Source organism: Kribbella sp. NPDC056951 (assembly GCF_042674205.1).
GTDB classification, from domain to species: domain Bacteria; phylum Actinomycetota; class Actinomycetes; order Propionibacteriales; family Kribbellaceae; genus Kribbella; species Kribbella yunnanensis.
Genome location: NZ_JBHUQZ010000017.1, coordinates 41818 through 67927 on the forward strand (window position 1 = coordinate 41818; position 26110 = coordinate 67927).

The window sequence follows — 26110 nt, forward strand, 5'->3', positions numbered from 1 at the left end:
AGCCGGATATCCGTCTGTGTTGCCCGTTCTCCGCTCGAATGTTGGAGGGAGAAGGGTCCACTTCTGGGGTTATCCGTTGAAATGGTCGCGGTGGGGTAGGGGTGGGCGGGGCGGCGGTTGGCCAGGGGGCGCGGCGTCGGGCAGGGGGGCTAGCTCAGGTCGGTGCCGACAGTCTGGCGAATTGGGTGGGGTCGTGGGCGGAGAAGATGGTTAGGTCGGGCTGGTGGTGGAGTTCGGCTAGGCGGGTGTGGTTGGCGCGGACTTGGGTGAGGTTGAAGGCGACGGCTCGTTCGTTGAAGCGCAGTGGCCAGGGGATTGGGCGGCCGTCGAGGGTGCCGTGGTGGAAGAAGGCGTCTCCTGCATGGACGAGCCAACCGCGACCGTTGTCGACCGCGACGGCGGCGTGGCCGCGGGTGTGGCCGGGCAGGGGGATCAGGACGACTCCCGGCAGGATCCCCCGGGCGGCTGCGAAGCCGTGCCAGGCGTCGCCGTCGGCCGGGTGCTCGACGAGGTGGGGACCGTGGGACCACTGGGCGGCTCGGTAGCGCCGCCGCTCTTGCCACGACGGGGCGTGAACCGCCGCCCGCGCTTCGACCGCACTCACATGTACGGCGGCCTCGGGGAAGTCCGCGAGTCCACCGACATGGTCGAGATCGAAGTGCGTGAGAACCACATCCCGTACGTCGGTCGCCGCGAACCCCAGTTGCTCGACCTGCCGGATCGCGGTCTCGGCCGGATCGAGCGCCGGCCGGATCAGCCGCCGTACCGGACCTAGCCGCGACGGGTCCGCGATGTCAGCCAACCCGAACCCCGTGTCCACCAGAACCAGCCCGTCGGCCGACTCGACCAGCAGCACGTGGCAGACGAGCGGCGCGCCGGGGAAGCGGAGCGAGCCGCAGTTGAGGTGGTGGACCCGCATTAGCGGGGTGCGGTCAGGAGTTCGGGGCGGCCGATTTGGAGGAGGAGGGAGGCGGTGTCGAAGTAGACGCGTTCGAGGGTGATGCGGTCGCCGGTGAAGAAGAAGACCGCGATCACCGGCACCCGGAACGCCTTCCCCGTCGGCGGCAGCCCGTAGAACTCGCCGAGGTTGGTGCCGAGGAGGTCGAACTCGACGATCACCGAGTCGGCCGCTGCGTGGAACCGGGCGTTGTCGTGGCGCTGGTCCGGGAACGCCGTACGGGTCAGCGTGTAGTACGCCATCACCTGCTCGGCGCCGTCGAACCGCTGCCCGGTCGGCACGATCTCGTACAGCGGATGACCGTCGAACGTCGCCAGCGTCAGCTCGAAGTCCTGCGTCACCTCGGTGTCCATGTGCTCCTGGATCACCGCGATCCGCCGCGCAGCCAGATCGGCGTCAACATTCAGCTCCATGACCGGCAAACCTATGTCAAAAAGCGAGACCGGGCTCCGACGTACCGCGTGAAGGCCTTCGCCGAAGGCTCCGAGCAGGAGAAGAACCATGGAAGCTCTGAGCGTGCTGATCGCCACCAACCAGGTCAGGGACGACATCCGGCACTCGCAGGCCGGTCCGGACGCGCCCACCCGACGTGCGCCCGAGCCGCGCCGTACGATCGCTGCCGCGGCGTGGCGCTGGGTCCGTACGGCGGTGTCGCGTCAGCCGGTCGGGGCGTCCGCGCGCAACAGGCCGGCCGACTTCAGGTCCGACCAGAGCGCGGCCGGGACCTGCGCCTGATCCAGCGCAGCATTCACCCGCACCTCGTCGGCGTTCCGGCACCCGACGGCGATTCCGGCGACGGCGGGGTGGAAGCGAGGGAAGGCCAGGGCGGCCGCAGGCAGGGTGACGCCGTGCGACTCGCAGACGTCCGCCAACTGGTTCGCCTTGGCGATGAGCGCCGCGTCGGCCGGCGCGTAGTTGAACGTGGCGTCCACCGCGGGCCGAGGCTGCGACAGCAGGCCGGAGTTGAACACGCCGACAGCAACCACCTGTACGTCGTTCGCCAGGCAGGCCGGCAGTACGTCGTCCAGTCCGTCCGGATCGATGAGCGAATAGCGACCGGCCAGCATGATCACGTCGATGTCGACCTCGGTGACGAACCGGGTGAGCATCGCGCTCTGGTTCATCCCGGAACCGATCGCCCCGATCACACCCTGCTCACGCAGCTCGATCAAAGCAGGGAACGCGGTCCCGACGGCCTCGTCGTAGTGGTCGTCCGGGTCGTGCACGAAGACGACGTCGAGCCGGTCAGTACCGATCCGGCGCAGCGAATCCTCGATACTGCGCAGAACCCCGTCCCGGCTGTAGTCGAAGCGACGGCGGCGCTTGCTGACGACAGCGAAGCCTTCGCCGTCCGGTTCCTCCGTGTCGGCCTCATAGATGATCCGGCCGACCTTCGACGACAGCACGTACTCATCGCGCGGCTTCCCAGCGAGTCCCAGACCGAGTCGCTCCTCAGCCAGCCCGAGCCCATAGTGCGGCGCGGTGTCGAAGAACCGCCACCCCGCGTCCCACGCCGCTTTCACCGTGGCGATCGCATCGGCTTCGGTGACCTCGGTCCGCAACCCGGCCAGCGGTGCACCACCGAGCCCGATCTTCGAGTCGCCGAAGATCTTCACGACCGCACCGCCGGGAGCCGCAGGTTCTGCATGCCGCCGTCGACAGCGACCGCCGTACCGGTGGTTGATCCGGCCAGCGGGCTGGCCAGGTACGCGATCGCCAGCGCGACCTCGTCGGCCGACACCAGGCGGCCCATCGGCTGACGGGCCTCGAGTGCGGCCCGCTCGGCCTCCGGGTCAGTGGCCGCGTCCAGCAGCCGCCCGACCCACGGGGTGTCCGCGGTGCCCGGGTTCACGCAGTTCACCCGGATGCCTTCGCGGACGTGGTCGGCCGCCATCGCCATCGTCAGGGCCAGTACGGCGCCCTTGCTCGCGGAGTACAGGGCTCGGTTCGGCAGACCGGCGGTGGCGGCGATCGAGCAGGTGTTGACGATCGCGGCCGCGGACGACTTCCGCAGGTACGGCAGGGCGGCGCGGGTGACCCGGGCGATGCCGACCACGTTGACGTCCAGCACGCGGTGCCACTCGTCGTCGTCGTTCGCCGCGACGTTGCCCGCGGCGCCGATCCCGGCGTTGTTCACCACGATGTCGATCCCGCCGAGCTTCAGCGCGGCCGCGGCGACCGCGGAGCGGACCGAGGCGTCGTCGGTGACATCGGCGGCGATCCCGGTCAGCGGCTCGGGGACATCGGGCTTCAGGTCGAACACGGCCACCCGCGCGCCGCGAGCGGCCAACAACGTCGCGGCCGCGAGCCCGAGGCCCGACGCACCGCCGGTGACGACAGCCCGCAGGCCGGCAAAGTCGCTCACTGGTTCTCCTTCGTCAAGTCATTCCAGATCTTGCCACCCGGGAACCGGAAGTCGGTCAGCGTCTCGGCATCCATCTCGGCGCCGAACCCCGGCTTCACCGGTGCCACGTAGTGCCCGGCCCGGATCACGACCGGGTCCAGGAAGTGCTCGTGCAGGTGGTCGACGTACTCGATCACGCGGTCCTCGACCGACCCGCTGACCGCCACGTAGTCGAACATCGACAGGTGCTGGACCAGCTCACACAGTCCTACCCCGCCTGCGTGCGGACACACCGGTACGCCGAACTTCGCGGCCAGCAGCAGGATCGCGATGTTCTCGTTCACCCCGGCGACCCGGGCGCTGTCGAGCTGCAGCACGGCCAGCGAACCGGCCTGCAGCATCTGCTTGAACACCACCCGGTTCTGGACGTGTTCGCCGGTGGCGACCCGGGTCGGCGCGATCGCCTTCGCGATGGCCGCGTGGCCGAGGATGTCGTCCGGACTGGTCGGCTCCTCGACCCACCAGACGTCGTACGGCGCGAGGGCCTCGATCCAGCGGATCGCGTCGGCGACGTCCCACCGCTGGTTGGCGTCGATCGCGATCCGGATGTCCGGGCCGACGGTCTCGCGGGCCAGCCGCATCCGGCGGATGTCGTCGTCGAGGTTCGCACCGACCTTGAGCTTGATCTGGGTGAACCCGTCGGCCACCGCTTCGCGACAGAGCCGGACCAGCTTGGCGTCGTCGTACCCGAGCCAGCCGGGCGTCGTCGTGTACGCCGGGTAGCCGCGCTCACGCAGTTGCGCCTCACGCTCGCCCCGCCCGGCCTGGGCTTTGCGCAGGATCTCCAGCGCCTCGTCCGGGGTGAGCGCGTCGGTCAGGTAGCGGAAGTCGACCAGGTCGACGATCTGCTCGGGTGTCAGATCGGACAGCAGCTTCCACAGCGGTACGCCGGCCCGCTTCGCGGCGAGGTCCCAGACCGCGTTCACGACCGCGCCGATCGCCATGTGCATGACGCCCTTCTCCGGGCCCAGCCAGCGCAGCTGCGAGTCGTGCACGAGCGACTTCCAGAAGGCGCCGAGGTCGTTCAGCGTCGCGTCCAGGTCGAGCCCGACGACGTGGTCCCGCAACGCCTCGATGGCAGCGGTCTGGACGTCGTTCCCGCGGCCGATCGTGAACGCGAACCCGTGCCCTTCGAGCCCGTCACCGGCATCGGTGCGCAGGATCAGGTACGCCGCCGAGTAGTCCGGATCGGTGTTCATCGCGTCGGAGCCGTCCAGGTCCAGCGAGGTGGGGAAGCGGACGTCGTACGTCTCTAACTCGGTGAAACGTGCCATGGAGTGACCCGATCTGCTGCGGAGGGCGGACTGTCAGAACGGATCCTATAGGATATGGGTTCGCTTGGGCAGGGGGTGCGGACCGCCCCCACTCACTAACACCGCGGAGTACCGGGGACCTCACGCTCAGCGGTCGCTCGCGAGACGCCTTGGCGGGAGGTTGGTGAGTGTCAGCGGTCCGCCCGATACAGTCGCCTCCATGACCGCGCTGCGCCTGGGCCAACGCACCTTCGGGGTCGGTGAGTTTGCGGTGATGGCGATCGTGAACCGGACGCCGGACTCGTTCTTCGACCGGGGCGCGACGTACGCGACCGACGCGGCGTACGCGGCGATCGACCAGGCGGTTGCGGACGGCGCCGATCTGGTCGACATCGGTGGCGTGAAGGCCGGGTACGGCGAACCGGTCAGCGAGGACGAGGAGTTGCGGCGGACGGTCGATTTCGTGGCCGGGATCCGCGAGCGGCACCCGTCGTTGGTGATCAGCGTGGACACGTACCGCAGCGGTGTCGCACGCCGCGTGGTCGAGGCCGGAGCCGACCTCCTCAATGACACGTGGTCCGGGTCCGATCCCGATCTCGTGTACGCCGCGGCCGAGTTCGGAGCGGGCCTCGTCTGCAGTCACGTCGGCGGACTCTCGCCGCGCACCGACCCGCACCGGATGGCGTACGACGACGTGGTCGCCGACGTCATCCGTACGACGACCGGCCTGGCCGATCGCGCGGTTGCCGCCGGGGTGCGGCCGGACGGGATTCTCATCGACCCGACCCACGATTTCGGCAAGAACACCCTGCAGTCGCTCGAGCTGACGCGCCGGCTGGACGAGTTGGCCGCGACCGGTTGGCCGGTGCTCGTCGCCGTGTCGAACAAGGACTTCATCGGCGAAACGCTCGAACTGCCACCGGGCCAGCGCGGGAACGGGACGCTGGCCGCGTTGAGCATCTCGGCGTGGCTTGGTGCCCGGGTGTTCCGGGTACACGACGTACCGGCCGCGCGGCAAGCGCTCGACCTGATCGCCGTACTGCGCGGAACCGCTCAGCCCGCGGGAACCCGAAGGAGCCTGGCCTGATGCACCAGCTGGACGAACTGTCCGATGACGACCTGATCGACGTCTACCAGGTCGAGGACCGATCGGTACCGCACCTGCGGGCGAACTTCGTCAGCAGCCTGGACGGCGCGGTCGAGATCGACGGCCAGTCGAAGGCGTTGTCGAGTGACTCCGACAGCCGCGTCTTCAGCATGATCCGCCGCCTCGCCGACGTCGTCCTGGTCGGCGCCGGCACCATCCGCGACGAGGGCTACAGCCCCCTCCGCCTCTCTGCCGCGAGCCGCACCTGGCGAACCGCTCAGGGCCTGCCCGAGAACCCGACCCTCGCGGTCGTCTCCTCCCGCCTGGAACTGAGCCCGGTCAACCCGATCTTCCAGTCCGCTGTGCGCCCCATCATCGTCACCCACGAAGCCTCCCCAACCGACCGCCGCGAGGCCCTGGCCGAGGTCGCCGACCTGATCGTCCTAGGTGCCGCCGAGGTAGACCTACCGGCCGTGCTCAAGGAGCTAGCTGCCCGTGGCCTGCCCCAAGTCCTCAGCGAAGGCGGTCCACACCTCCTAGGCGCCCTAACCAGCGCCGACCTGGTAGACGAACTCTGTCTAGCCCTGGCCCCCCTCCTAGCCGGCCCCGGCTCCGGCCGCATCACCGCCGGCCGCCCCACCACCCTCACCCGCAAACTCAAGCTCACCACCATGGTCGCCGCCCCCGACGACTACCTCTTCTTCCGCTACCTCCGGGAGTCCTGACGTGCCCGTAGTAAGCGCCGCAGTCTGCCCCCACCCACCCCTCCTCGTCCCCGAAGTAGCCACCGGCGCCGCCCCCGACCTAGACACCCTCCGAGCCGCCTGCCTAGCAGCCGTCAACCACCTAGCGGCCGCGGACGAGGTGCTGATTGTGGGGTCGGGGGGCGCAGCCTCGTACGACGGTTCGGCGGGTGGTGGGTTCGGCGCGTACGGCGCTCCGTCCGTCCGGTTCGGGGATGGGCCTGCGGTGCTGCCGCTCTCGCTGGCGATCGGCGGGTGGCTGCTTGAGCAGTCCAAGGCTGCCGGCCTGTCACGCACCTACCGCGCGATCGACCCCGCGACTCCACCTGCCGACTGCGTCGAGCTCGGGCGAAACATTGCCCAGGGCAACCACCGCATCGGGTTGCTGGTGATGGGCGACGGTGCTCCCCGACGCAGCGAGCACTCGCCGGTGCACCTGCATCCCCGCGCCGAGATCTTCGACCAGACAGTCGCCGCCGCACTCGCCACCGCGGATGCCGACGTACTGGCCGCTCTAGACCCGGACCTCGCAACAGAGCTACAAGCTGCCGGCCGCGCGCCTTGGCAGGTGCTGGCGGGTGCGCTCGGCGACTTGCGGGGTGACCTCCGGTACGACGCGGCGCCGTACGGAGTCGGGTACTTCGTGGCCAGCTTCAGCTGACGGGCACCGCCGGCCAGCGCGGTGCGGTCGCAGCAAGGTCCTCACGACCAGCTGCGATGAGCTGCGAGACCAGCTCAGCCCGAGCAGCCTGTACGGCGGCCACTGCGGCCTCGACCGTCTCGTGCGGCCCGGACCACCTGCAGGCCGCGTCGCCGGCATACCAGTCACCGGCGGCAGAACGCCGTACATGCGAGGCGGCCAGCCGCGCAGCCGGGAGGTACTGGCCGGCCAGCTGGATGACAGCGTCGACGGCCACGACCGGAGCGGTCAGATCAAGCAGCGGACGCAGCTCAACCGCGTCCGTGCGGACGAACTCGTACCCCGCGGGCGCCCGCGCGGTCAGCCAAGCCAGGGCCTCGTCGGCGGTCTGTCGCAGCGACTCCGGCTCCGCCAGCGTGTGGACTCCGCACTGCCGCGTATGCGTCGGCCGGAGCTCGTTCTGCCAGAGGCGGACCTGCAGTTCGTCCCGTCCGGACAACCGGCGCCCCAGGATGCGAGCCAGTCCGACGATGTCGAAGTTCAGCTCGTCCGGGGTGCGCTTCCGCCCTGGCTCGAATGGCATGCCCGGCAGTGTCCCCCGAGTGGTCCACGGCCCGACATGCCACCGAGTCAGAACAGTCACGCCCACGACCCTACCGAGTCAGGCCTTGACCGGTGCATCCACACCGAACGTCTTGGCGAGGTCGGTGAGGATCACCCAGGCGCCCTGCAGGCCGACGGCGGTCATCCAGGTCAGGTCCGGAACCTCGTGCACCTTCGGCGCGAGCGGCTTCCACAGCGGGTTGGCCTTGAACTCCGCGGCGGTCTTCGCGCCAACACCCTTGTCATCGGCGAACGTGGTGACGAAGATCGCGTCCGCGTCGGCGTCCTTGATCCGCTCCGGGCCGATCTCCAGGGCGAACCCGTCGACGGCCTGGGACTTCGGCCGGGCCAGGCCGGCGTCCTTCAGCACGATGCCGGAGAAGGTGGACTGCTGGTAGAGCCGGGTCGGGCCGTCGAGGAACCGGACCACCGAGATCGTCGGGTTCTTCGCCTTCGCGTTGATCGCGGCGCCGACCGTCTTGGCCGCGGTCTCGTACGACGAGATCTCGTTCTCGGCCAGGGCTTCCTCGCCGAGCGCCTTGCCCTCGAGCCGGATGTTGTCCTTCCAGGTCGGCCCGGTGGTCTCCGACATAATGGTCGGCGCGATCTTCGACAGCTGCTCGTAGAGCTTCTCGTGCCGGACCTTGGCGGTGATGATCAGGTCCGGGTCGAGGTCGGCGATCTTCTCCAGGTTCGGCTCGGCCAGCGTGCCGACCGCCTGGGCGTCCTTACCGAGTGTGTCCCGGTCGGCACCCAGGTACTCCGGCAGCTTGTCCTTGATGCTGCGGTAGTCGGTGTAGCCGACCACCGGGGTGTCCAGGATCAGCGTGGCGTCGACGAAACTGGCGTCCAGGGCGACGACCCGCTTCGGCTTGGCGGGGATCTCGGTCTTGCCCATCGCGTGCTCGACGGTCCGCGGGAAGCCGGTGGACGACGAACCGGATGCCTCCGGGGTCTTGCCTTCGTCGGACGAGCCACAGCCGGTGAGGGCCAGTGCGGTGACAGCGAACAGAGCGGTGATGCGGTGCAGGCGCACGGATTACTCCAGGTAGGGTGTCTGACGACCTCTGACTAGTAAGGCAACCCTAACCTATGTCGCCCTCGGCTCGACGCGCCGCATCCCTTGTGACGTTGGCGATCGTCCTCGTTGTGGTCTTCGTGGCCAGCCTGGCGTTCGGGTCACGTTGGCTCGGCCCGGGCGCGCTCTGGCACGCCATGACGGCGAACAACGGCTCTGACCCGGACGTGATCATTCGGAGTCTGCGGGCGCCGCGCACGATCGTTGCCGTGCTCATCGGTCTCTGTCTCGGTGTCGCCGGCGCTCTGATGCAAGGCCACACGCGCAATGCGCTCGCCGAGCCCGGCATCTTCGGTGTGAGCGCCGGCGCTGCATTCGCTGTAGTCCTCGGACTACAGCTCGGAGTCGTCGAGTCGGTCGGGGAGACAGTGTGGGTAGCCCTCGCAGGTGCGTTACTCGCCACGTACGGCGTGCAGCGGCTGGCGTCGCGGGGGAGTGGCGCCACTCCGGTCGGGCTGGCGCTGACGGGTGCTGCGGTCGCCGCACTGCTCGGTGCGATGACCTCGGCGATCGTGCTGCTGGACAGCACCACGCTGGACAGTTATCGCTTCTGGGCGGTCGGATCGGTGGCAGGACGCGGTCTGGACGTCGCTGGCCAGATGCTGCCGTTCGCAGTAGTCGGTCTGGCACTCGCTGCGGTCAACGCACGTGATCTCGACCTGCTGGCTCTCGGTGACGATGTCGCTGCCGGACTCGGCCTTTCGATCCCCAGAGCCCGCCTGATCGGGCTAGGCGCAATCGGCTTGCTCACTGCGGCCGGAGTGGCGGCCTGTGGCCCGATCGGCTTCCTGGGCTTGCTGTCCGGCCATGTGGCTCGGCAGATCTTCGGTTCTCGCAACACCTGGTTGATCCCGGGCGCCGGACTGGTCGGTGCGAGCACCATGGTGCTCGCCGACCTGGTCGGCCGCTTGATCGGCGGTGCTGGTGAAGTGCAGGCCGGTGTGGTGCTCGGCATCGTCGGTGCGCCCCTGTTCGTGCTGGTGGTACGTCGCCGGGCGGTGGTGCTGTGAAGTCCCGCACCGTCGTGCTGAGCCTGGTCCTCGCCGCACTCGCAGTCGCCGTAGCCCTGCTGTCATTGAGCATCGGTACGTCGAAGGTTCCGCTCGCTGATGTGATCGACGTACTACTCGGTGGTGGTCGCCGCGGGCAACGACTGATCGTGCTGGACCTGCGACTGCCTCGAGTCGCCACCGGACTGCTGGTGGGGATCGCGTTCGCGGTGTCCGGTGCACTTCTGCAAACCCTGTCCCGCAACGCGTTGGCCAGTCCGGACATCGTCGGTGTGAACTCGGGTGCCTCTGCCGGAGCAGTGGCAGTGATCGTGCTGGCCGGGAGCGGTGGTGGCAACATCTCCGGCTTCGCAGGCCAGGTCGGGATCCCACTGGCCGCGGTACTCGGCGGACTGCTCGCCACTGTGATTGTGGGCGCACTGTCGATCCAGCGCGGCCAGGTCGACGGTGGCCGGGTGGTGTTGATCGGTGTGGGTGTTGCGGCCGCTGCGAACTCTCTGGTCGCCTGGATGCTGGTCATCGGGGACGTGAATGACGCGGGTCGCGCAGCGGCCTGGCTGGCTGGTTCGCTCAACTCACGCGAGTGGAGCGACGCCGTCCCGGTGCTGATTGCCGTGGTGGTGCTGTTGCCGGTAGCAATCATGTTCAACCGCGACTTGTCGGCCATGGTGCTCGGTGACGACGTAGCGTCCTCACTCGGCGTGCGCGTCGCTCGCATCCGGCTGCTCCTGCTGATCGTGGCGACGGTACTGGCCGCCATGGCGACTGCAGGGGCCGGGCCGATCGCTTTCGTCGCTCTGGTGGCTCCGCAGGTCGCGCTGCGGCTGACCCGGATGGAACGGCCGCCGCTGGTGACATCCGCGTTGCTGGGCGCAGTGTTCGTCGTACTGGCTGATCTGCTGGCACGAAACGGTCTGGGCTGGCTCCACTTCGGACCGTATGAGTTGCCCGTTGGCGTGCTCACCGCCGCAGCCGGAGCGCCGTACTTGCTTCACTTGATCGGCCGTCAGCAGAAGGGACGCTGAAGTGCACGTCGAGAACCTCACCCTCGCGTACGGCGCGGATGCGCCGGTCGTGACCGGTCTGACGCTGGAGGTGCCGGCCGGGCGGTTGACGACGATCGTCGGACCGAACGGGTGCGGCAAGTCCACACTGCTGCGTGGCATGAGCAGACTGATGCCTCCGCAGAGCGGTCAGGTGTTGCTGGACGGAGAGGACATCCACAAGCTGCCCGCCCGTGAGCTGGCGCGGCGACTGGGTGTGTTGCCGCAGGGACCGGTGACACCGGAAGGCATCACTGCGGCCGAGCTGGTGTCGCGTGGCCGGCATCCGCACCGCGGTCTTTTCGGACGGCTGACTCCTGAAGATGACGTAGCGATCGAGGAGGCCTTGGCTGCGGTCGAACTGACTGAGCTGCGGGATCGTCCGGTTGATCAGCTGTCCGGTGGGCAGCGGCAGCGGGTCTGGATCGCCATGGTGCTGGCCCAGGGGACTGCACATCTGCTGCTGGACGAGCCCACGACGTACCTCGATCTGGCGCACGCAGTGGACGTGATGAACGTCGTCCACGCCGCAGCGCACACCTCTGGTCGCACGGTCGTGGTCGTGCTGCACGACCTCACGCTGGCGGCGCAGTACGCCGATCACCTGGTGGTGATGGGAGCCGGCGCGATCGCCGCGCAGGGGCGACCGGCCGACGTACTGACCGAAGAGCTGCTGGATGAGGTGTTCGGATTGAAGGCCACGGTGGTGGAGGTCGGTGGGGCACCTGTGGTGGTGCCGGATCGTAGGCTTGCTGGGTGACCCACTCCGTTCGTTCCCTCGTGGACACCCTGGCCGACTCGGTCGAGTGGTTGTCCGTGCGGACAGCGGATGCCGTACCGGGACCGGAATGGGTGTCCTGCGCACAGGTCGTCGCTGAGCAGCAGGCTGGCGGTGATCCGACTCTTGAGTGGCGTAGTCGGGTAGCGGCCGACTATGCGCGTGATTACGGCATCGATCCGCCGGTTCAGGTCGCGGCGATGTTCACGCTGATGTGGTACGTCCAAGTGCCGGCCCTGGTGGCCGGAGTGCTCGGTGCGGCGGTGGGCGTCACACCAGAGGTTTCCCCGGAGGCGCTGGCGTTTCGGGTGCATCCGACGGCGCACTACCCGGTCGAGGTCGCTCTGCTGTCCGACCGCGTCGTACCGGTGCAGACGTCGGCAGTGCAGCTTCAGCAGCATGCCAAGGCGTTTCTGAACTCGTACCGGCCCGGGGTGAAGATCAGCTCACTGCAACGGTTCGGAGCGGTGGACGATGAGGTGCGGTCCGCGCTGAGGTTGCCGGACAGTGCGCCGTACGCCGATGAAGCGGCTGCTGCGTTCGGCGTCTCGCTGGAGCAGAAGCTGCGGACGTCGTGCTGCTACTTCTACGTCCTGCCGAAAGTGAACGCCTGCACCACTTGTCCCAGGTTCCGCCGAATGGTCTATACCAACACCATCTAAAGGATTGCCCGGCTCCGGATCGGCGCTGAGGCTGTTCCGCATGCGGTGGATACGTGCAGTGCTGACAGGCGCACTCCTGGTGACTTCGGCGGCCCTGGCGCCGATGGCACAGGCAAGGGAGGCGGCCGGTGCTCTTCCGGGTATGTGGACCGAGACGGCGTACAACTCGGTCTTCAAGGACAGTGGGCGCTCTCCCGAGGCCCGCGACGACATCCGTCTCGACACGGCGAAGAACGACTACGAGGGTGCGCAGATCGTGCTGCGGGGGTCCGCCGCGTTCACGGTGAACAGCATCGAGTTCACGTCGCTGACTGGGCCCTCGGACGCCATACCGGCCAGCGAGATCGGCTACAACCCGGTCGGGTACGAGTACCTGAACCACAACTCGGTCCTTGGCTGGGACGCCAACAGCTTCGTGACCCCGACGGTTCGCAAGGGCGCCGATGACTATCCGGACCGCCTGCTGAACGCGCAGTCCATCGCCGTACCGGCCAACCAGACCCAGTCGATCTGGGTCCGCGTGCACGTGCCCGCCACGGCCGCAGGTGGTGTCTACACCGGCCGGGCCACCGTGAAGACGACGAACGGCGACCTGTCGGTGCCGGTCACCGTCAACGCCCGCAACGTGGTGATCCCGCCGGCCAACCAGAGCGAGTTCACCAACGTGATGTGGACGAACTTCCTCGGTCTGACGTCCTGGGACCCGGGCAAGGGCGACACGGTCGAGCTGTTCTACGGGTACAAGCGCTACTCGGCGGACTGGTGGCAGCTGATCGACAACTGGGCCGAGTACATGAAGCGGTACCGGCAGAACAACCTGCAGTTGCCACTGCTCAGTCTGCTCCGCGACGGCGGTAGCACGGTCGATGCCAATGGCAAGTACACGTTCAACTGGAGCAGGTTCGACGAGGTGGCGCAGCGCTTCCTGGACAAGGACGTCGTGCACACGCTCGAGCTCTTCACCGGCGCCGGCCCGAAGGATCCAGCACACAATCCGGAGTACCCGCGGTACATGACCGAGGTGATCCCGAAGAACCCGAGCCAGGCGGTCCCGGACTACCCGTACTGGAACACGCCTCAGGCCGACAACTGGTACGCGCAGTTCTACCCGGCGGTGCGGCAGCACATGATCGACAAGGGCTGGCAGGACAAGTCCTGGATTCACGTCGGTGACGAGCCCAACCCGGGGATCGAGGGCTGGGACGGCATCTACAAGAAGCTGAAGCAGTACTGGCCGGAGGCGAAGGTCGGTGACGCGGTGGTCAACGCGCAGGCCGAGCACGTAGCCGACCAGACCGACATCGTGATCCCTAACCTGCACACCTACACCGCTGTCACCCAGCCCGACGGCGGCAACCTGTTCGACGACGACCGGCGGGGCGGGAAGCCGTTGTGGTTCTACAACTGCAACATCCCGGCCGGCAACCACCTGAACAGGTTCATCGACCAGCCGCAGTGGAGTCAGCGTCAGACCATGTGGCTGGCCTACAACAAGGGTGCAACCGGCTACCTGCACTGGGCCTACGGCAACTGGCAGTTCGACATGAACGCTCAGGACGTCAAGGGCGACGGCTACATCGTGCGGCCCGACAAGGCCAACCACACCATCGAGTCGTCGACGCGCTACGAGTCGCTGCGGGACGGTATGGAGGACTGGGAGGTCCTCAACAAGCTCGGCAAGACCAATCCAGGGCTGGCACACGACCTGGCCAACGCTGTGGTGCAGGCGAGCGACACCTACACGCCGGACGTCGACTACATGCAGCGGGTACGACGGATTGCTCTCGACGCTGCCGGTGGTTTGCCGGTGATCGCCAAGGACCTGGCGCGGAACCGCGTCTCCGCTGCCTCCAGCGGTGACTCCAACAAGGCTGTCGACGGTGACAGTACGACGGCGTGGCAGCCCACCTCGGGCAGTGGGACCAACTGGGTGCAGGTGGACCTCGGCCGGCAGGCACAGGTGGACGGTGTCCGGCTGCAGTGGGGTGCGACCTGGGCGAGCAAGTACCGGGTGCTGACCTCGTTCGACGGCACCAAGTGGACCGAGGCCGGAACGCGCGCCGACAACCCGAAGGACGACAAGGCCAAGCCCGGTGGAGATGACTTCGTCGGTCTCAATGCGAAGGCGCGGTACGTCCGGGTCGAGGCAACCGCCTCCAGTGGCGGTGCGACGCCGTACCAGCTGCTCTCGCTTGAGGTGGCCGGCAACCTGCTGCTGCAGCAGGACATCGCAGGTGGCAAGGCGACGACCCACACTGCGCCCTCGGGGCGGTTCCCGGACTCGGGGAACGAGGCGACCGACGGCGTACTGAGTGACAACTGGGGTGACGGCAAGAGCTTCGGCTACGAGCTGTCGACGATCGGCAGTGCGATCCGGCCGACAGTCACCATCGACCTGGGCTACTCGCAGGTTGTCGGCACCGTGCGGTTCCATGCGTACCAGGAGTACCCGGACTACCGGCCGGACATGATCACTGTCGAGACCAGTGGCGACGGGACGAACTACACCGAGCGGGGCCGGCTGAGTTTCGTCAACGGGGCCTCGAGTGTCTGGTACGACCTCGGGTTCGCACCGGCGAATGCACGCTTCATCCGGGTGTCCTTGGACAAGAAGATGAACAACAAGTACCAGAGCGGTGTTTTCGTCGACGAGATCGAGGCGTACGGCGCCGGTCAGCCGGGTGACGTGATTCCGGGCTCGGCGGCGTACAAGTACGGCGACCACGAGGTGATCTTCGCGCCGACGGCTACCGCGACGATGGGGCGCTTCGACTGGAGTCCCACGGCAGGTCTCAAGCGCGACGATCTCGGCGGCGGTCCGATCTCGGGGAAGACCAGCGGGTACGCCTGGAACAACCAGCAGCACGCGGTGGCTCGCGGTCTGAACGGGAAGCTGCAGCACTGGTGGTGGATCGACGGCGAGTCGGCGCCGCACTACGCGGACTGGGGCGGTGACGCGGCCAGCGACCCCACAGCGGTCGTCTGGTCCGGGCAGCAGCACATCTTCGCGCGGTCGTCGTCGGCCGATCTGCAGCACTGGTGGTGGGACCCAGCCGATGGGCAGCTGCGCCTCGACAGGTGGGCCGGTGCGCCAGGGCCGATCGTCGGCACACCGTCGACGTACGTGTGGGGTAACCAGCTGCATGTGGTCGCACGCGGTGCCAACAACCACCTGTACCACTGGTGGTGGGTGACTGGTGAGTTCGAGCCGCACTTCGACGACTGGGGTGGTGAGGCGTACTCCGACCCGACGACGTTCGTCTGGAACGGACAGCAGCACGTGTACACCCAGGCGGCCGACGGCCAGCTGTACCACTGGTTCTGGGACGCCGGTAGCGGTCTGAACCGCGTGAAGTGGGGCGGTGCGCCGGGCAAGTTCGTTGGTGCGCCATCGTCGTTCAAGACGGCTACCCAGCAGCATGTGGTGGCGCGTGGCCCGAACAACACCCTCTACCACTGGTGGTGGGACCAGGGCCTCGGCACTGTGCAGTGGGAGGACCGCGGCGGCGAGGTGTACTCCGACCCGGTCGCCTTCGAGTACGGCAACCAGCACCAGTACTTCGCGCAGAGCAAGTCGAACACGCTGGCGCACTGGTGGTGGATCCCGGGTGACCCGAACAACGGATGGCACTACAACGACTGGGGCGGGAGCGTGAAGTACCCGTAGTAGCCTGCGAGCCGTGTCCACTGACAACCGGCTGACAGCCCGCCAGGCGGCCGCCGAGCAGACGAAACAGAAGCTGCTCGCGGCCGCCGTGGCGGAGTTCTCACAGCGGCCGTACGACGAGGTCACGGTCGGCGGCATCGCCCGCGCGGCCGGAGTGGCGCACGGACTGGTGTCGCACCACTTCCAGGGCAAGCAGGGTGCGTACGTGGCCGCGGTCGACGCGGTCTATGGGCAGATGCGGACAGCCGACGACGCCGACCTGGCGGTGGAGGCTGTCGGCGACCGGCTCCGGCAACGCTTCCACCGGTTCCTCACGTTCGTGGCTGCGAACCCGGACACTGCCCTCAACCTTGTCCTCGCCTCTGGTCGCGACGACGCGTTTGCTGCTCGCCGGGAGTACTCGATCTCCGTCGTGGCCGGCTGGCTGAACCTGCCGGCCGACAACGCGGCTGTCACCGTCGCGCTGGCCGCCTTCGCGGACGCGGCTGAGGGACTGGCCGCCGAGTGGCTCCGGAGCGGCCGGACGTTCACCGTGGACGCCATGACGGAGGCCTTCCTCGCACTCCTGGCCGGCGCCCTCCGCAGCGCCCAGGCCCTGGACCCGTCGCTCGACGCACGTCCCGCGCTCGCGCTGCTCTGATCACCGGTCGCTTGGCTTACCGGCGGATTCGCGTAAGCTTTTCGTTGATTGTCAATCAATGACTTGTGATCAATGAGGAGATGTCGTGAAACTTGGCGTCACGCTGCCGCAGGACTGGAAATTCGATCCGCAGACCGCCCTGACCCGGGCTGCCCGAGAGGCCGAGGAGACCGGGTACGACAGCGTCTGGGTGTTCGAGCGGATCCTCTATCCGCAGGACCAGACCGGTGTCCACGGGTTCGGCGCGTACGGCGCCTGGCCGGACGGGTACCGCGGGGTCCTCGATCCGCTGGTCGCGATGAGCCTGGCGGCCGCTGTGACCACGCGGGTCCGGCTCGGTTCGGCCGTCATCGTGCCGCCGCTGCACGTGCCCTACCGGCTCGCTCGTTCACTGGCCGGGATTGGCGCCGCCAGCGGTGGGCGAGTGGTCGCGGGGCTCGGCACGGGCTGGTCGGTCGACGAATTCGCCGTCGCGGCGCCGCGGCCGATCGCGGAGCGTGGTGCCGCGCTGGACGAGTTCCTCGACGTGGCTGACGCGGTGTGGGGTCCGGACCCGGTTTCCTTCGAGAACGAGCGCTACACGCTGTGGCCTGCTGAAACCGGTCCGAAGCCGGATGTGAAGATCCCCGTCTACCTCGGTGGTTGGGGGTCTCGGGCGCTCAGCCGGGTGGCTCGGCGGGCGGACGGGTGGTTGCCGGTGATGCTTCCGCCGGCTCAGATCGGTACGACGCTGGCCGAGTTGCGGAAGCAGGCCGACGAGTACGGGCGGGATCCGGAGTCGGTTCGCGCGATCGCGGTCGTCGCGCTCGGTGGGGAATTGGCCCGAGTCGCGCCGGCGGAGCGAGCGCCGTACCAAGGCAGTGTTGAGCAGATCATGGGCGATCTCGCGGAGCTGGCTTCGGTGGGGGTCGACGAGGCGGTGCTGACACTGCCTGCGGTGGCTCGTGACATCGAGGAGTACAGCGACCTATTGAAGCGCTTCCACCAGGAATTTCTAGTCCTGTAAGGGAAATTGTCGGTGGCGGCCTGCAGGATGGCGGGCATGACTTACGGACTGCAGGCGTCATCGACGAGTAATCCGGACTTGGTTGTCCGGGCCCGCCACGAGAGCTACGGTCGCTGACGTGGCCTCGTCCGGTGGTGCTCCGGCGACGACCCCGATCGGCTCCCGGGCCGAGGCGGAGGGATACGTCGCGATGGTCTGTTTCAAGCACGGCCCTCCGCAGCTGCACGGCGTCGAGCTGGAGTGGACCGTTCATCACGCGGATGACCCGCGACGGCCGCTCGATGCCGGTCGGCTGAGCAAAGCACTGGGCGTGCATGCGCCCGCCACCCTGGTCCCCGGCAGCCAACAGCTGCCACTGGGCCGGGGTGCTCTGGTCACTGTGGAGCCGGGTGGCCAGGTGGAGATCTCCGGTCCCGCCTCTGCGTCGATCCAGCAGTTGGTCGACGACACCGCCGCCGACGCGGCCGAGCTGGCCGCGTTGTTGCAGTCCGACGGCCTGGTCCTCGGCGAGCACGGCCTGGACGCGTTCCGCAGTCCGCGCCGCATTCTCACCGTCCCGCGCTACGCGGCGATGGAGCACGCCTTCGAGCGGCTCGGCCCACACGGTCCACGGATGATGTGCAGTACGGCGGGACTGCAGGTCTGCCTCGATGCCGGTGAGGCGGACCAGACCGCACTGCGCTGGCGCGCACTGCACGACCTCGGGCCGACCCTGGTCGCACTGTTTGCGAACTCGCGGCACCGGGCTGGATCCGATACCGGCTGGGCGTCCGCGCGCACCGAGGCGACGTTCGGGACCTGTGCGCCGTTCACCGAGCCACCGCCGCTGGACGGAGACCCGGCTGCGGCCTGGGCCCGGACTGCCATGGAGGCGCCGGTGTTGTGCCTGCGGCGCGGTGACAGTTGGGACGCACCGGACGGTCTCACCTTCGGCGACTGGGCCGATGGCCGGCTGGCCGGCGACAGACCGACGTACGACGACCTTGAGTACCACCTGTCCACGCTGTTCCCGCCGGTGCGGCCGCGTGGCTACCTGGAGGTTCGCTACCTCGACACCCAGCCGGGAGACGGGTGGATCGCCCCGACCCTGCTGATCAGCGCGCTGATGTCCGACCCGGCCCGCATCGACCAGGTGCTGGCAGCGGCCGAGCCCGGTGCCGGGCGCTGGTTCCCAGCAGCCCGAGAGGGCCTCAACGACAAGCCGGTTGCGCAGGCCGCCGCCGAGGTCGTTGACCTGGGCATCGGTCTGCTGGACCGCACCGGCGTCACCCCAGAGCTTCGTGCTGAAGTCGCAACCCGGCTGCAGCACCTCGTCGACGACACCCACGGAAGGCGCGCATCATGAGCCGGCACCAACTCTCCGATCTGACTGAAGAGGGCCTGCGGGCGTTTGTGGGGGAGCAGCTGGAGCGGTCGCGGCGGCGGACTGCTCAGCTGGCCGATGCGGTCGACGTCGAGGACCTGGTCAAACAGCACTCGAAGCTGATGTCGCCACTGATCTGGGACTACGCACACATCGGCAACCAGGAAGAGCTCTGGCTGGTCCGGGATGTCGGCGGTCGCGAACCGCTGCGCCAGGACATCGACGAGCTGTACGACGCCTTCATGCATCCGCGCGCGGATCGGCCGACCCTGCCGTTGCTGGGGCCGGTGGAGACGCGGGCCTATGTCGAAGAGGTGCGGGACAAGGTGCTCGATGTGCTCGACCACGTGAAGTTCGACGGCGGTCGTGAGCTGGTCGACAACGGGTTCGCGTTCGGAATGATCGTGCAGCACGAGCAGCAGCACGACGAGACGATGCTGGCGACACACCAGTTGCGGCGCGGCGTACCGGTCCTTGATGCGCCACCGCCGCCGGCTGGCCGCCGTTTGCCCGCTCCCGAGGTGCTGGTGCCCGGCGGCGTCTTCGAGATGGGGACGTCCGTCGAGCCGTGGGCGCTGGACAACGAGCGCCCGGCTCATGCGGTCCGGGTGGCGCCGTACGTGATCGACACCGTGCCGGTGAGCAATGGGGACTACCTGCGGTTCGTGACCGGTGGTGGGTATCAGGATCCGCAGTGGTGGTCCGAGACCGGCTGGGCCCACGTCCAGAAGGCCTCGCTGACCGGACCGCGCTTCTGGGAGCTCGTGGACGGCGACTGGTTGCAGTTGCGCTTCGGCAAGCGGTCGACGCTGCCGCTCGATGAGCCCGTGATGCATGTCTGCTTCTACGAGGCCGAGGCCTACGCGAAGTGGGCCGGCAAGCGGCTGCCGACCGAAGAGGAGTGGGAGTTCGCGGCCCGCTTCGACCCCGCAACCGGCCGCACGCGACGCTTCCCGTGGGGTGACGAAACCCCAAGCCCGCACCACGCGAACCTGGGCCAGCGCCACCTCGGCCCAGCCCCGGTCGGCGCCTACCCAGCCGGTGCGTCGCCTTTGGGCGTCGAGCAACTCATCGGCGACCTCTGGGAGTGGACCTCGAGCGACTTCACGCCGTACCCGGGCTTCCGCGCCTTCCCGTACGACGAATACTCGCTGGTCTTCTTCGGCCCCGACTACAAGATCCTCCGCGGCGGCTCCTTCGCCACCGACGAAGTAGTTGCCCGCAGCACCTTCCGCAACTGGGACTACCCCATCCGCCGCCAGATCTTCGCCGGCTTCCGCTGCGCCCGCGACCCCCGCCCGGAAGAACTCTGATGTGCCGCCACCTCGCCTACCTAGGCCCACCGGTGCCCCTCGCCGCCCTGGTCCTGGACCCACAACACTCCCTCTACGAACAATCCTGGGCCCCGCACGACATGCGCGGCGGCGGCACCGTGAACGCCGACGGCTTCGGCCTAGCCTGGTACCCGGACCCGACGCAACCACTCCCCGGCTCCCCGTCCTCCACCCCCGCGTCGTCCACCCCCGCGATCCCCGTGCCCGCGACCGCCGCCACCACGACCGCCGCCCCCGGGACCCCCGCGCCTGCGATCCCCGTCTCCGAGCTCCCCGCCCGGCCGGACTCCTCCTCTCCACTCCGTTATCGGCGGAACGTGCCGATCTGGGCGGATGACAACCTTCGCGATCTCGCCGCGGGGATCACCTCGGGTGCGGTCATCGCGGCCGTACGGAACGGGACGGATCGGATGCCGCACGACGAGTCGGCGGTGGCGCCGTTCCGGAGTGGCAACTGGTTGTTCAGCCACAACGGCCGCATCCCGGGGTGGCCGGAGTCGACGGTGAAGCTGGCTGAGCAGTTGCCGGTCGCGGAGCTGCTGACACTTGGTGCTCCGGTGGACTCCGCGCTCCTGTTCGCGCTGATCACGCACCGACTCGCCAGCGGGGAAGACCCCGCCGAGGCCGTGGCATCCGTCGTACACGACGTGGAGGCGGCGGCACCGGGATCGCGGCTGAACGTATTGCTGACCGACGGCGCGCAGGTTGTCGCCACCACGTGGACACATTCGCTCTGGGTACGCCGGACTCCCGACTCGACCACCGTCAGTTCGGAACCGTTCGGGATCGGGCACTGGGACGAGGTCCCCGACCGATCCTTGCTCGTGGCCACCGCTACCACGCTGAGCATCACCCCGATGGAAGGACCGCAGTGACCCAGATCGACGTCCATCTCACGCCGGACTATGCCGCTCGTACCCTTCGCGAGGATGTCCGCGCCGGACTGACCGCCGATGCGAAATGGCTGCCGCCGAAATGGTTCTACGACGCGCGCGGCAGCGAACTGTTCGAAGAGATCACCCGCCTCCCCGAGTATTACCCGACCCGCGCCGAGCGCGAGATCCTGCAAGCCCGCAGCGGCGAGATCGCGCGACTCACCAAGGCCCACACCCTCGTCGAGCTCGGATCGGGCTCGTCGGAGAAGACCCGCCTCCTGCTCGACGGCCTCCGCGACCACGGCACGCTGACCACCTTCGTCCCACTCGACGTCTCCGAGTCGGCGCTGCGCGAGGCGTCGGACGCGATCAACGCCGACTACCCGACGATCGACGTACACGGCGTGGTCGGTGACTTCACCGCCCACCTCGACAAACTCCCCGGCGACCCACCCCGCCTGGTCGCCTTCCTCGGCGGCACGATCGGCAACCTGCTTCCCGCCGAACGCGCCACCTTCTACCGCTCGATCCGCGACGTCCTCGAACCAGGCGAGTGGCTCCTCCTCGGCACCGACCTGGTCAAGGACCCCGCCACCCTCGTCGCCGCGTACGACGACGCCCAGGGCGTGACCGCGGAGTTCAACCGCAACGTCCTCCGCGTCATCAACCGCCAACTAGGCGCCGACTTCGACGTAGACGCCTTCGAACACGTAGCCCGCTGGGACCCCGACAACGAGTGGATCGAAATGCGCCTCCGCGCCACCAGTCCACAACGCGTCCTGATCCCCGAAGTCCACCTGGAAATCGACTTCGCCCAAGGCGAAGAACTCCACACCGAGATCTCCGCCAAGTTCCGCCCCGAACGAGTAACCACCGAACTGACCGCCGCCAACTTCACCCCCGCCGCCTGGTGGACCGACCCCCAAGCCCGCTTCGCCCTATCCCTCTGGCAAGCCGCCTAACCCCACCCCGCCTGCCCGTTCCCCATTTAGTGGGTGAACCCACCAAGCGAGAGGGGCGGGACAGTGCGGCTCGGTGAGGCGGGGGCAGTGCGGGGTGGTGCGGGGCGGTGAGGCGGGGGCGGCCAGGTGCCAGCAGGCCGCCTCCCGCACAGCGGCCACAGCCCGGCAACCCCAGGCGACGGGGAGCGCGATCACCGGCCTCGCCATCCGCCTCAGCCACCGCGGAGCTCGGCCACGCTTTCTTTTGGGTCGGCCGGAGGCGGCGGTCAGCCACAGCGGACGTCACCGGCCGAGTTCTTTCGGGCCTGTACCCCGACTCGACCACCAAAGGCGGCCGACAAAGCAAGAGGGCCGGCCATGCGGGTGGCTGGGCCGGATGGCGAGGTCGGCTACCGCGGCTCGCGTTGTCTGGGGCTGACGGGCTGTGGCTGAGGTGCGTGATGCTCGAGTCTTGCGTTAGTCGGAACGCTTTCGGGTCGTGGCGCCGAAAATGTTCCGATCAACGCGCCAGATATCCGCCGGTGCCCGAGATCGCGGGCTGGCGATCACCTTGAGCATCCACCAACCATCCGGCACCCGCCGAAACGGTCGAACCGTGCTCAAGGTCGCCCGACAACCGCACCCATCGACCACCGCTCGATCGCGCAGGTGGCTGAGCCGTGCACAACGTCGTACCGGCTCGTGGGGAGGGTTGAACGACTAGGTGGTGGGAGGGGGAATGGCGTGCGGCTGGTCCAGCCGCGACGGGTTGGGCGGCTGCTGGGGCGGATTTTGGTGGGTGGGCAGGCTAATTGGGGGTTCTGCACTCGTGACCAGGGTGCGGGACCCCCAAGGGGAGTGGCTAGGCAGGCAAATGGGTTAGCCGCCGGACTTGATGAGGGTGTTGATTTTTTCGATGTAGGTGGGGAGGTTGGTGATGGGTTTCTTGCCGCTGAGGATGGGTTGGTATTCGGCGGTGGTGAGGTCGCCTACCTGTTGGGCCCACTGGGTGGTGAAGCGGACGCCTACGGTTTTCTCGGCGGCCAGGTCGGCCTTGACGGTGTCGACGACGGTGGTTTGTTGAGCCTTGGTTAGGGCGTCGAAGTAGCCGGCTTGGGCGGGGGTGTAGGCCGGGGGAGCTACCGGGGATTCCGGGAGGACGGCGTCCCAGACTTTGGTGTTGATGTATTGGAGGACCTTGAAGGTGGCGTCCTGGTCCTTCGTGTACTGCGGGGTGCAGATGCCGACCGAGTCGTACAGGGTGGCCGGTGTCGTCACCTGGGGGAACGGGGCGAAGCCGTATTTCACCTTCGGCTTGTCGACCTGGAAGCCGGCGGCCAGCCACTGGCCGCCGAACATCATCGGGATCTTGCCGGCGGCGAACAGGGATTGGGCGTTCGAGGCGTCGTACCCGGGCGGTGCGACTGAGCCGTTCTTGACGGCGTCGGTCAGCTTCTGGACGCCTTCGGTGTACTTGGCGTCGGCTTCGGCCTTGGTCGGGTGGTTGACGTTGTCGGTGAACGGCGCGCCGCCCGCGGACACGGCGTACATGCTCATCGTGAAGGGACCGTCCGGTCCGGTGAGCTGGTCGGCGACGAGCCCGTATTTCGCTCCGTTCTTGCCGGTGAGCTTTGTCGCGGCGGTGTACATCTCGTCCCAGGTCCAGCCGTCCTTGGGGATGGTCAGGCCGGCCGCGGTGAAGGCGTCGGCGTTGTACCAGACGCCGTAGGTGTTCATCAGCGACGGCAGGCCGCCCATTTGGCCGTCGGCGGTTTTCCAGTTCTCGATCGCGGAGCCGACGAACTTGTCCGCGCCGAAGTCGCCGCCGAGTTTGCTGGTCCAGTCGACCAGCAGGCCTTGCTGGGTGTACTGCTGCTCGGTGTCGTTACCGCACCAGAACAGGTCCGGCAGTTTCTTCGCCTGGGTCAGCGACGACAGTTTGTCGCCGTACTGTCCGCTTGGGGTGTCGAGCAGTTCGACCTTGATGTTCGGGTCGGCGAAGGAAGCCAGCGCCTTCTTGATCACGGCGTTGGTCTGGGTCGACTCCCACGTCATCACGGTGACGGTGACCGGTCCGTCGCTCGATCCGGAGTCCGAACCGCTGCAGGCCGACAACGTCAGCAAGCCGGCGCAGGCCAGCGCGGCCGCACCGATGAGCTTGGTGTTCACAGGTTGTCCCTCATTTCTGGGTGGTGCTGCCGAGCGAGCCGAGGCCCTGGATGAAGTAGCGCTGCGCAACGAAGAAGAGCACCAGCGGCGGCAGCATGTAGAGCAGGTTGGTGGCCATGTAGTAGCTCCAGTCCGGCGTCTTGCCGGCGAACGGCGAGATGAATGCGGCCATGCCGACCGACAGTGGCCACTTGCCGGAGGAGTAGAGGTAGACCAGCGGGTTCAGGTAGTCGTTCCAGGAGGCCTGGAAGGCGAGGATCGCCATCGTGATCCAGGCCGGCCGGGTCAGCGGCAGCATCACCTGGGTGAAGATCCGCAGGTGTCCGGCGCCGTCGATCTTGGCGGCCTCGTCGATCGAGTAGGGGATGGCCAGGAAGTACTGCCGGGCGAGGAAGATGAACAGCGGGTTCCCGCCCAAGAAGGCCGGCACGATCAGTGGCAGCCAGGTGTCGTACCAGCCGATGCTCTTGTACAGCTGGAAGAGCGGGATCAGACCGACCACACCGGGCAACAGCATGCTGCCGACAAACAGGTAGAACCAGACCTTGCGGCCAGGGAAGCGCAACCGGGCCAGCGCGTAGCCGGCCATCATCGCGGTCATCACGCCACCGAGCACGCTGAGCGCGGTGATGATCGTTGAGTTGAGCAACAGCCGGGGAAAGTGGATCGCCTGCGGGCCGTCGATGAAGTTCCGCCAGGTCCACTCGCGCGGCAGCAACCGCGGTGGGATCTCGAAGACCGCCGACCCGCTCTTCAGGCCGATGGTGATCATCCACAGCAGCGGCACGATCATCACGGCGGCGACGAACAGCGCGGTCACGTACCAGGCCGTCGTACCAATCAGACGACGCGGCCGGCGGTCAGTCGGGAGTGTTGTCACTGTAGGTCCAAAGGGAGGTGAACTTCGCGGCCAGGGCGATGACGGCGATGATGATGAAGAAGAGCACCCAGACCTGCGCCGAGGCGTAGCCGAGTTGGGGGACGCGGCCGAGGTTGGGGAAGCCGTTGTTGTAGATCGACAGCATCAGCACGCTGGTGCTGAAGCCGGGGCCGCCGTTCGTCAGGATCTTGGGCTGGTTGAAGGTCTGCAGCGCCGCGGTGGTCTGCAGGATCACCTGCAGCAGGATGATCGGGCTGATCGTCGGAATGGTGATCCGGAGGAACGCCGACCACGGCCCGGCGCCGTCGACCTTGGCGGCTTCGTAGAGCTCGGTCGGGACGGCCTGGAGAGCGGCCAGGAAGATGATCATCGTGCCGCCGACGCCCCACAGCATCATCAGCACTACCGAGGGCATCGCCATCGTCGGGCTCTGCAGCCACAGGCTGGTCGGCAGGCCGAGGCGGTCGAGGACCGTGTTCAGCAGGCCGACCTGGGGGTTCAGGATGAACTTCCACAGCGTGATGGTGGCGACTGCGGGCAGGACGACCGGCAGATAGGCCAGCGTCCGGAGCAGGCTGACACCACGGAAGCGCTGGTTGCAGAACATCGCCAGCGCGAGTCCGAGGATCAGTGAGAGCGGCACGTACAGGACCACCAGGTACCCGGTCGCGCGCAGGGCCGGCCAGAAGGCCGGGTCGGTCGTGAAGAGGCGGCGGAAGTTGCCGAGGCCGACGAAGACCGGGTCGGTCAGGCCGTTGTACTTCGTCAGTGCGAGATAGAAGGAGCGGATCAGCGGGTAGCCGACGAAGACCGTGAACCCGATGATCGCCGGTGCGATGAACAGGTACGCCGCGATTGTGTCGGAACCGGCGCTTCGGCTCAGCCCACCGCGACCGCGGCTGTTGCCACGTTGGAACGTCATCCGTGGTCTCGATTCATCCGATCTCCTGGCTCGACGGCACTCTGACATGCTGGA

General features: G+C 67.8%; 24 protein-coding genes. 14 read left to right on the plus strand and 10 right to left on the minus strand.

Annotated features, from left to right (window positions below; all coding sequences use genetic code 11):
- Positions 1-154 precede the first annotated feature (154 nt).
- From ACFTSF_RS38275 to ACFTSF_RS38295, 5 genes are all read right to left on the minus strand, one after another.
- Positions 155-919 (minus strand): MBL fold metallo-hydrolase, encoded by a 765-nt coding sequence (locus ACFTSF_RS38275; protein ID WP_380160106.1) that lies wholly within the window; start codon positions 917-919, stop codon positions 155-157.
- Positions 919-1371, minus strand: a complete 453-nt coding sequence (locus tag ACFTSF_RS38280; protein WP_380160108.1) for an ester cyclase — start codon at positions 1369-1371, stop codon at positions 919-921. The genes ACFTSF_RS38275 and ACFTSF_RS38280 overlap by 1 nt, the downstream gene beginning before the upstream one ends.
- A 243-nt stretch (positions 1372-1614) precedes the next feature.
- Positions 1615-2574, minus strand: coding sequence for an aldo/keto reductase (locus ACFTSF_RS38285; RefSeq protein WP_380160110.1), 960 nt, complete (start codon positions 2572-2574; stop codon positions 1615-1617).
- Positions 2571-3323, minus strand: coding sequence for an SDR family NAD(P)-dependent oxidoreductase (locus tag ACFTSF_RS38290; RefSeq protein ID WP_380160112.1), 753 nt, complete (start codon positions 3321-3323; stop codon positions 2571-2573). Before ACFTSF_RS38290 ends, ACFTSF_RS38285 begins: the two co-directional genes overlap by 4 nt.
- Positions 3320-4636 carry an L-fuconate dehydratase gene (locus ACFTSF_RS38295; RefSeq protein ID WP_380160114.1) on the minus strand — a complete coding sequence of 439 codons (1317 nt, stop codon included), beginning with the start codon at positions 4634-4636 and terminating at the stop codon, positions 3320-3322. Before ACFTSF_RS38295 ends, ACFTSF_RS38290 begins: the two co-directional genes overlap by 4 nt.
- Before the next feature lie 199 nt (positions 4637-4835).
- On the opposite strand from ACFTSF_RS38295, the gene folP reads away from it, so the two are divergent.
- From folP to ACFTSF_RS38310, 3 genes are read left to right on the plus strand one after another with little or no spacing between them, the layout of a single operon-like run.
- Positions 4836-5702 carry a dihydropteroate synthase gene (gene folP / locus ACFTSF_RS38300; protein ID WP_380160116.1) on the plus strand — a complete coding sequence of 289 codons (867 nt, stop codon included), beginning with the start codon at positions 4836-4838 and terminating at the stop codon, positions 5700-5702.
- Positions 5702-6427, plus strand: a complete 726-nt coding sequence (locus ACFTSF_RS38305) for a pyrimidine reductase family protein (RefSeq protein ID WP_380160118.1) — start codon at positions 5702-5704, stop codon at positions 6425-6427. Before folP ends, ACFTSF_RS38305 begins: the two co-directional genes overlap by 1 nt.
- 1 nt (position 6428) lies before the next feature.
- On the plus strand, positions 6429-7106 hold the full coding sequence (locus ACFTSF_RS38310; protein ID WP_380160120.1) for a class III extradiol dioxygenase subunit B-like domain-containing protein: 678 nt from the start codon (positions 6429-6431) through the stop codon (positions 7104-7106).
- Here ACFTSF_RS38310 and ACFTSF_RS38315 read toward each other — a convergent pair.
- Positions 7099-7668 carry a hypothetical protein gene (locus tag ACFTSF_RS38315; protein WP_380160122.1) on the minus strand — a complete coding sequence of 190 codons (570 nt, stop codon included), beginning with the start codon at positions 7666-7668 and terminating at the stop codon, positions 7099-7101. The genes ACFTSF_RS38310 and ACFTSF_RS38315 overlap by 8 nt on opposite strands.
- 78 nt (positions 7669-7746) lie before the next feature.
- Positions 7747-8724 carry an ABC transporter substrate-binding protein gene (locus ACFTSF_RS38320; protein WP_380160124.1) on the minus strand — a complete coding sequence of 326 codons (978 nt, stop codon included), beginning with the start codon at positions 8722-8724 and terminating at the stop codon, positions 7747-7749.
- An 89-nt stretch (positions 8725-8813) separates the two neighbouring features.
- Here ACFTSF_RS38320 and ACFTSF_RS38325 point away from each other — a divergent pair, with 89 nt between their 5' ends.
- From ACFTSF_RS38325 to egtD, 11 genes are all read left to right on the plus strand, one after another.
- Complete coding sequence (locus ACFTSF_RS38325) at positions 8814-9776, plus strand: FecCD family ABC transporter permease (protein WP_380160126.1); 963 nt, start codon at positions 8814-8816, stop codon at positions 9774-9776.
- Complete coding sequence (locus ACFTSF_RS38330) at positions 9773-10801, plus strand: iron chelate uptake ABC transporter family permease subunit (RefSeq protein WP_344166033.1); 1029 nt, start codon at positions 9773-9775, stop codon at positions 10799-10801. The genes ACFTSF_RS38325 and ACFTSF_RS38330 overlap by 4 nt, the downstream gene beginning before the upstream one ends.
- Before the next feature lies 1 nt (position 10802).
- Positions 10803-11579, plus strand: a complete 777-nt coding sequence (locus tag ACFTSF_RS38335) for an ABC transporter ATP-binding protein (RefSeq protein ID WP_380160128.1) — start codon at positions 10803-10805, stop codon at positions 11577-11579.
- Positions 11576-12259, plus strand: coding sequence for a (2Fe-2S)-binding protein (locus ACFTSF_RS38340; RefSeq protein WP_380160130.1), 684 nt, complete (start codon positions 11576-11578; stop codon positions 12257-12259). Before ACFTSF_RS38335 ends, ACFTSF_RS38340 begins: the two co-directional genes overlap by 4 nt.
- Positions 12260-12299: 40 nt before the next feature.
- On the plus strand, positions 12300-15926 hold the full coding sequence (locus tag ACFTSF_RS38345) for a glycoside hydrolase domain-containing protein (protein WP_380160132.1): 3627 nt from the start codon (positions 12300-12302) through the stop codon (positions 15924-15926).
- Positions 15927-15939: 13 nt separating this feature from the next.
- The gene (locus ACFTSF_RS38350; protein ID WP_380160134.1) at positions 15940-16566 is read left to right on the plus strand and encodes a TetR/AcrR family transcriptional regulator; all 627 of its coding nucleotides are present in this window, start codon (positions 15940-15942) and stop codon (positions 16564-16566) included.
- Between the two features lie 85 nt (positions 16567-16651).
- On the plus strand, positions 16652-17572 hold the full coding sequence (locus ACFTSF_RS38355; protein ID WP_380160135.1) for a TIGR03619 family F420-dependent LLM class oxidoreductase: 921 nt from the start codon (positions 16652-16654) through the stop codon (positions 17570-17572).
- A 118-nt stretch (positions 17573-17690) separates the two neighbouring features.
- Positions 17691-18917 (plus strand): glutamate-cysteine ligase family protein, encoded by a 1227-nt coding sequence (locus ACFTSF_RS38360; RefSeq protein WP_380160137.1) that lies wholly within the window; start codon positions 17691-17693, stop codon positions 18915-18917.
- Entirely contained in the window at positions 18914-20248 is a 1335-nt protein-coding gene (egtB, locus tag ACFTSF_RS38365; RefSeq protein ID WP_380160139.1) for an ergothioneine biosynthesis protein EgtB, read from the plus strand. The genes ACFTSF_RS38360 and egtB overlap by 4 nt, the downstream gene beginning before the upstream one ends.
- A complete protein-coding gene (locus ACFTSF_RS38370) occupies positions 20248-21144 on the plus strand; it encodes an ergothioneine biosynthesis protein EgtC (protein WP_380160141.1) in 897 nt (298 codons plus the stop codon). The genes egtB and ACFTSF_RS38370 overlap by 1 nt, the downstream gene beginning before the upstream one ends.
- Entirely contained in the window at positions 21141-22106 is a 966-nt protein-coding gene (egtD, locus tag ACFTSF_RS38375) for an L-histidine N(alpha)-methyltransferase (protein WP_380160142.1), read from the plus strand. The genes ACFTSF_RS38370 and egtD overlap by 4 nt, the downstream gene beginning before the upstream one ends.
- 858 nt (positions 22107-22964) lie before the next feature.
- Here egtD and ACFTSF_RS38380 read toward each other — a convergent pair.
- The 3 genes from ACFTSF_RS38380 to ACFTSF_RS38390 are packed head-to-tail and all read right to left on the minus strand — an operon-like array spanning position 22965 to position 26056.
- Positions 22965-24254, minus strand: coding sequence for a sugar ABC transporter substrate-binding protein (locus ACFTSF_RS38380; RefSeq protein ID WP_344166015.1), 1290 nt, complete (start codon positions 24252-24254; stop codon positions 22965-22967).
- Between the two features lie 10 nt (positions 24255-24264).
- A complete protein-coding gene (locus ACFTSF_RS38385; protein ID WP_344166013.1) occupies positions 24265-25134 on the minus strand; it encodes a carbohydrate ABC transporter permease in 870 nt (289 codons plus the stop codon).
- On the minus strand, positions 25115-26056 hold the full coding sequence (locus tag ACFTSF_RS38390; protein WP_380160145.1) for a carbohydrate ABC transporter permease: 942 nt from the start codon (positions 26054-26056) through the stop codon (positions 25115-25117). Before ACFTSF_RS38390 ends, ACFTSF_RS38385 begins: the two co-directional genes overlap by 20 nt.
- Positions 26057-26110 lie beyond the last annotated feature (54 nt).

Excerpts from the sequence above, each read along its gene's own strand:
- ACFTSF_RS38280 (WP_380160108.1), bottom strand. The coding sequence starts at position 1,371 with ATGGAGCTGAATGTTGACGCCGATCTGGCTGCGCGGCGGATCGCGGTG.
- folP (WP_380160116.1), top strand. The coding sequence starts at position 4,836 with ATGACCGCGCTGCGCCTGGGCCAACGCACCTTCGGGGTCGGTGAGTTT.
- egtB (WP_380160139.1), top strand. The coding sequence starts at position 18,914 with ATGAGCCGGCACCAACTCTCCGATCTGACTGAAGAGGGCCTGCGGGCG.
- ACFTSF_RS38390 (WP_380160145.1), bottom strand. The coding sequence starts at position 26,056 with ATGACGTTCCAACGTGGCAACAGCCGCGGTCGCGGTGGGCTGAGCCGA.
- ACFTSF_RS38315 (WP_380160122.1), bottom strand. The coding sequence starts at position 7,668 with ATGCCATTCGAGCCAGGGCGGAAGCGCACCCCGGACGAGCTGAACTTC.
- ACFTSF_RS38295 (WP_380160114.1), bottom strand. The coding sequence starts at position 4,636 with ATGGCACGTTTCACCGAGTTAGAGACGTACGACGTCCGCTTCCCCACC.
- ACFTSF_RS38370 (WP_380160141.1), top strand. The coding sequence starts at position 20,248 with ATGTGCCGCCACCTCGCCTACCTAGGCCCACCGGTGCCCCTCGCCGCC.
- ACFTSF_RS38305 (WP_380160118.1), top strand. The coding sequence starts at position 5,702 with ATGCACCAGCTGGACGAACTGTCCGATGACGACCTGATCGACGTCTAC.
- ACFTSF_RS38275 (WP_380160106.1), bottom strand. The coding sequence starts at position 919 with ATGCGGGTCCACCACCTCAACTGCGGCTCGCTCCGCTTCCCCGGCGCG.
- ACFTSF_RS38345 (WP_380160132.1), top strand. The coding sequence starts at position 12,300 with ATGCGGTGGATACGTGCAGTGCTGACAGGCGCACTCCTGGTGACTTCG.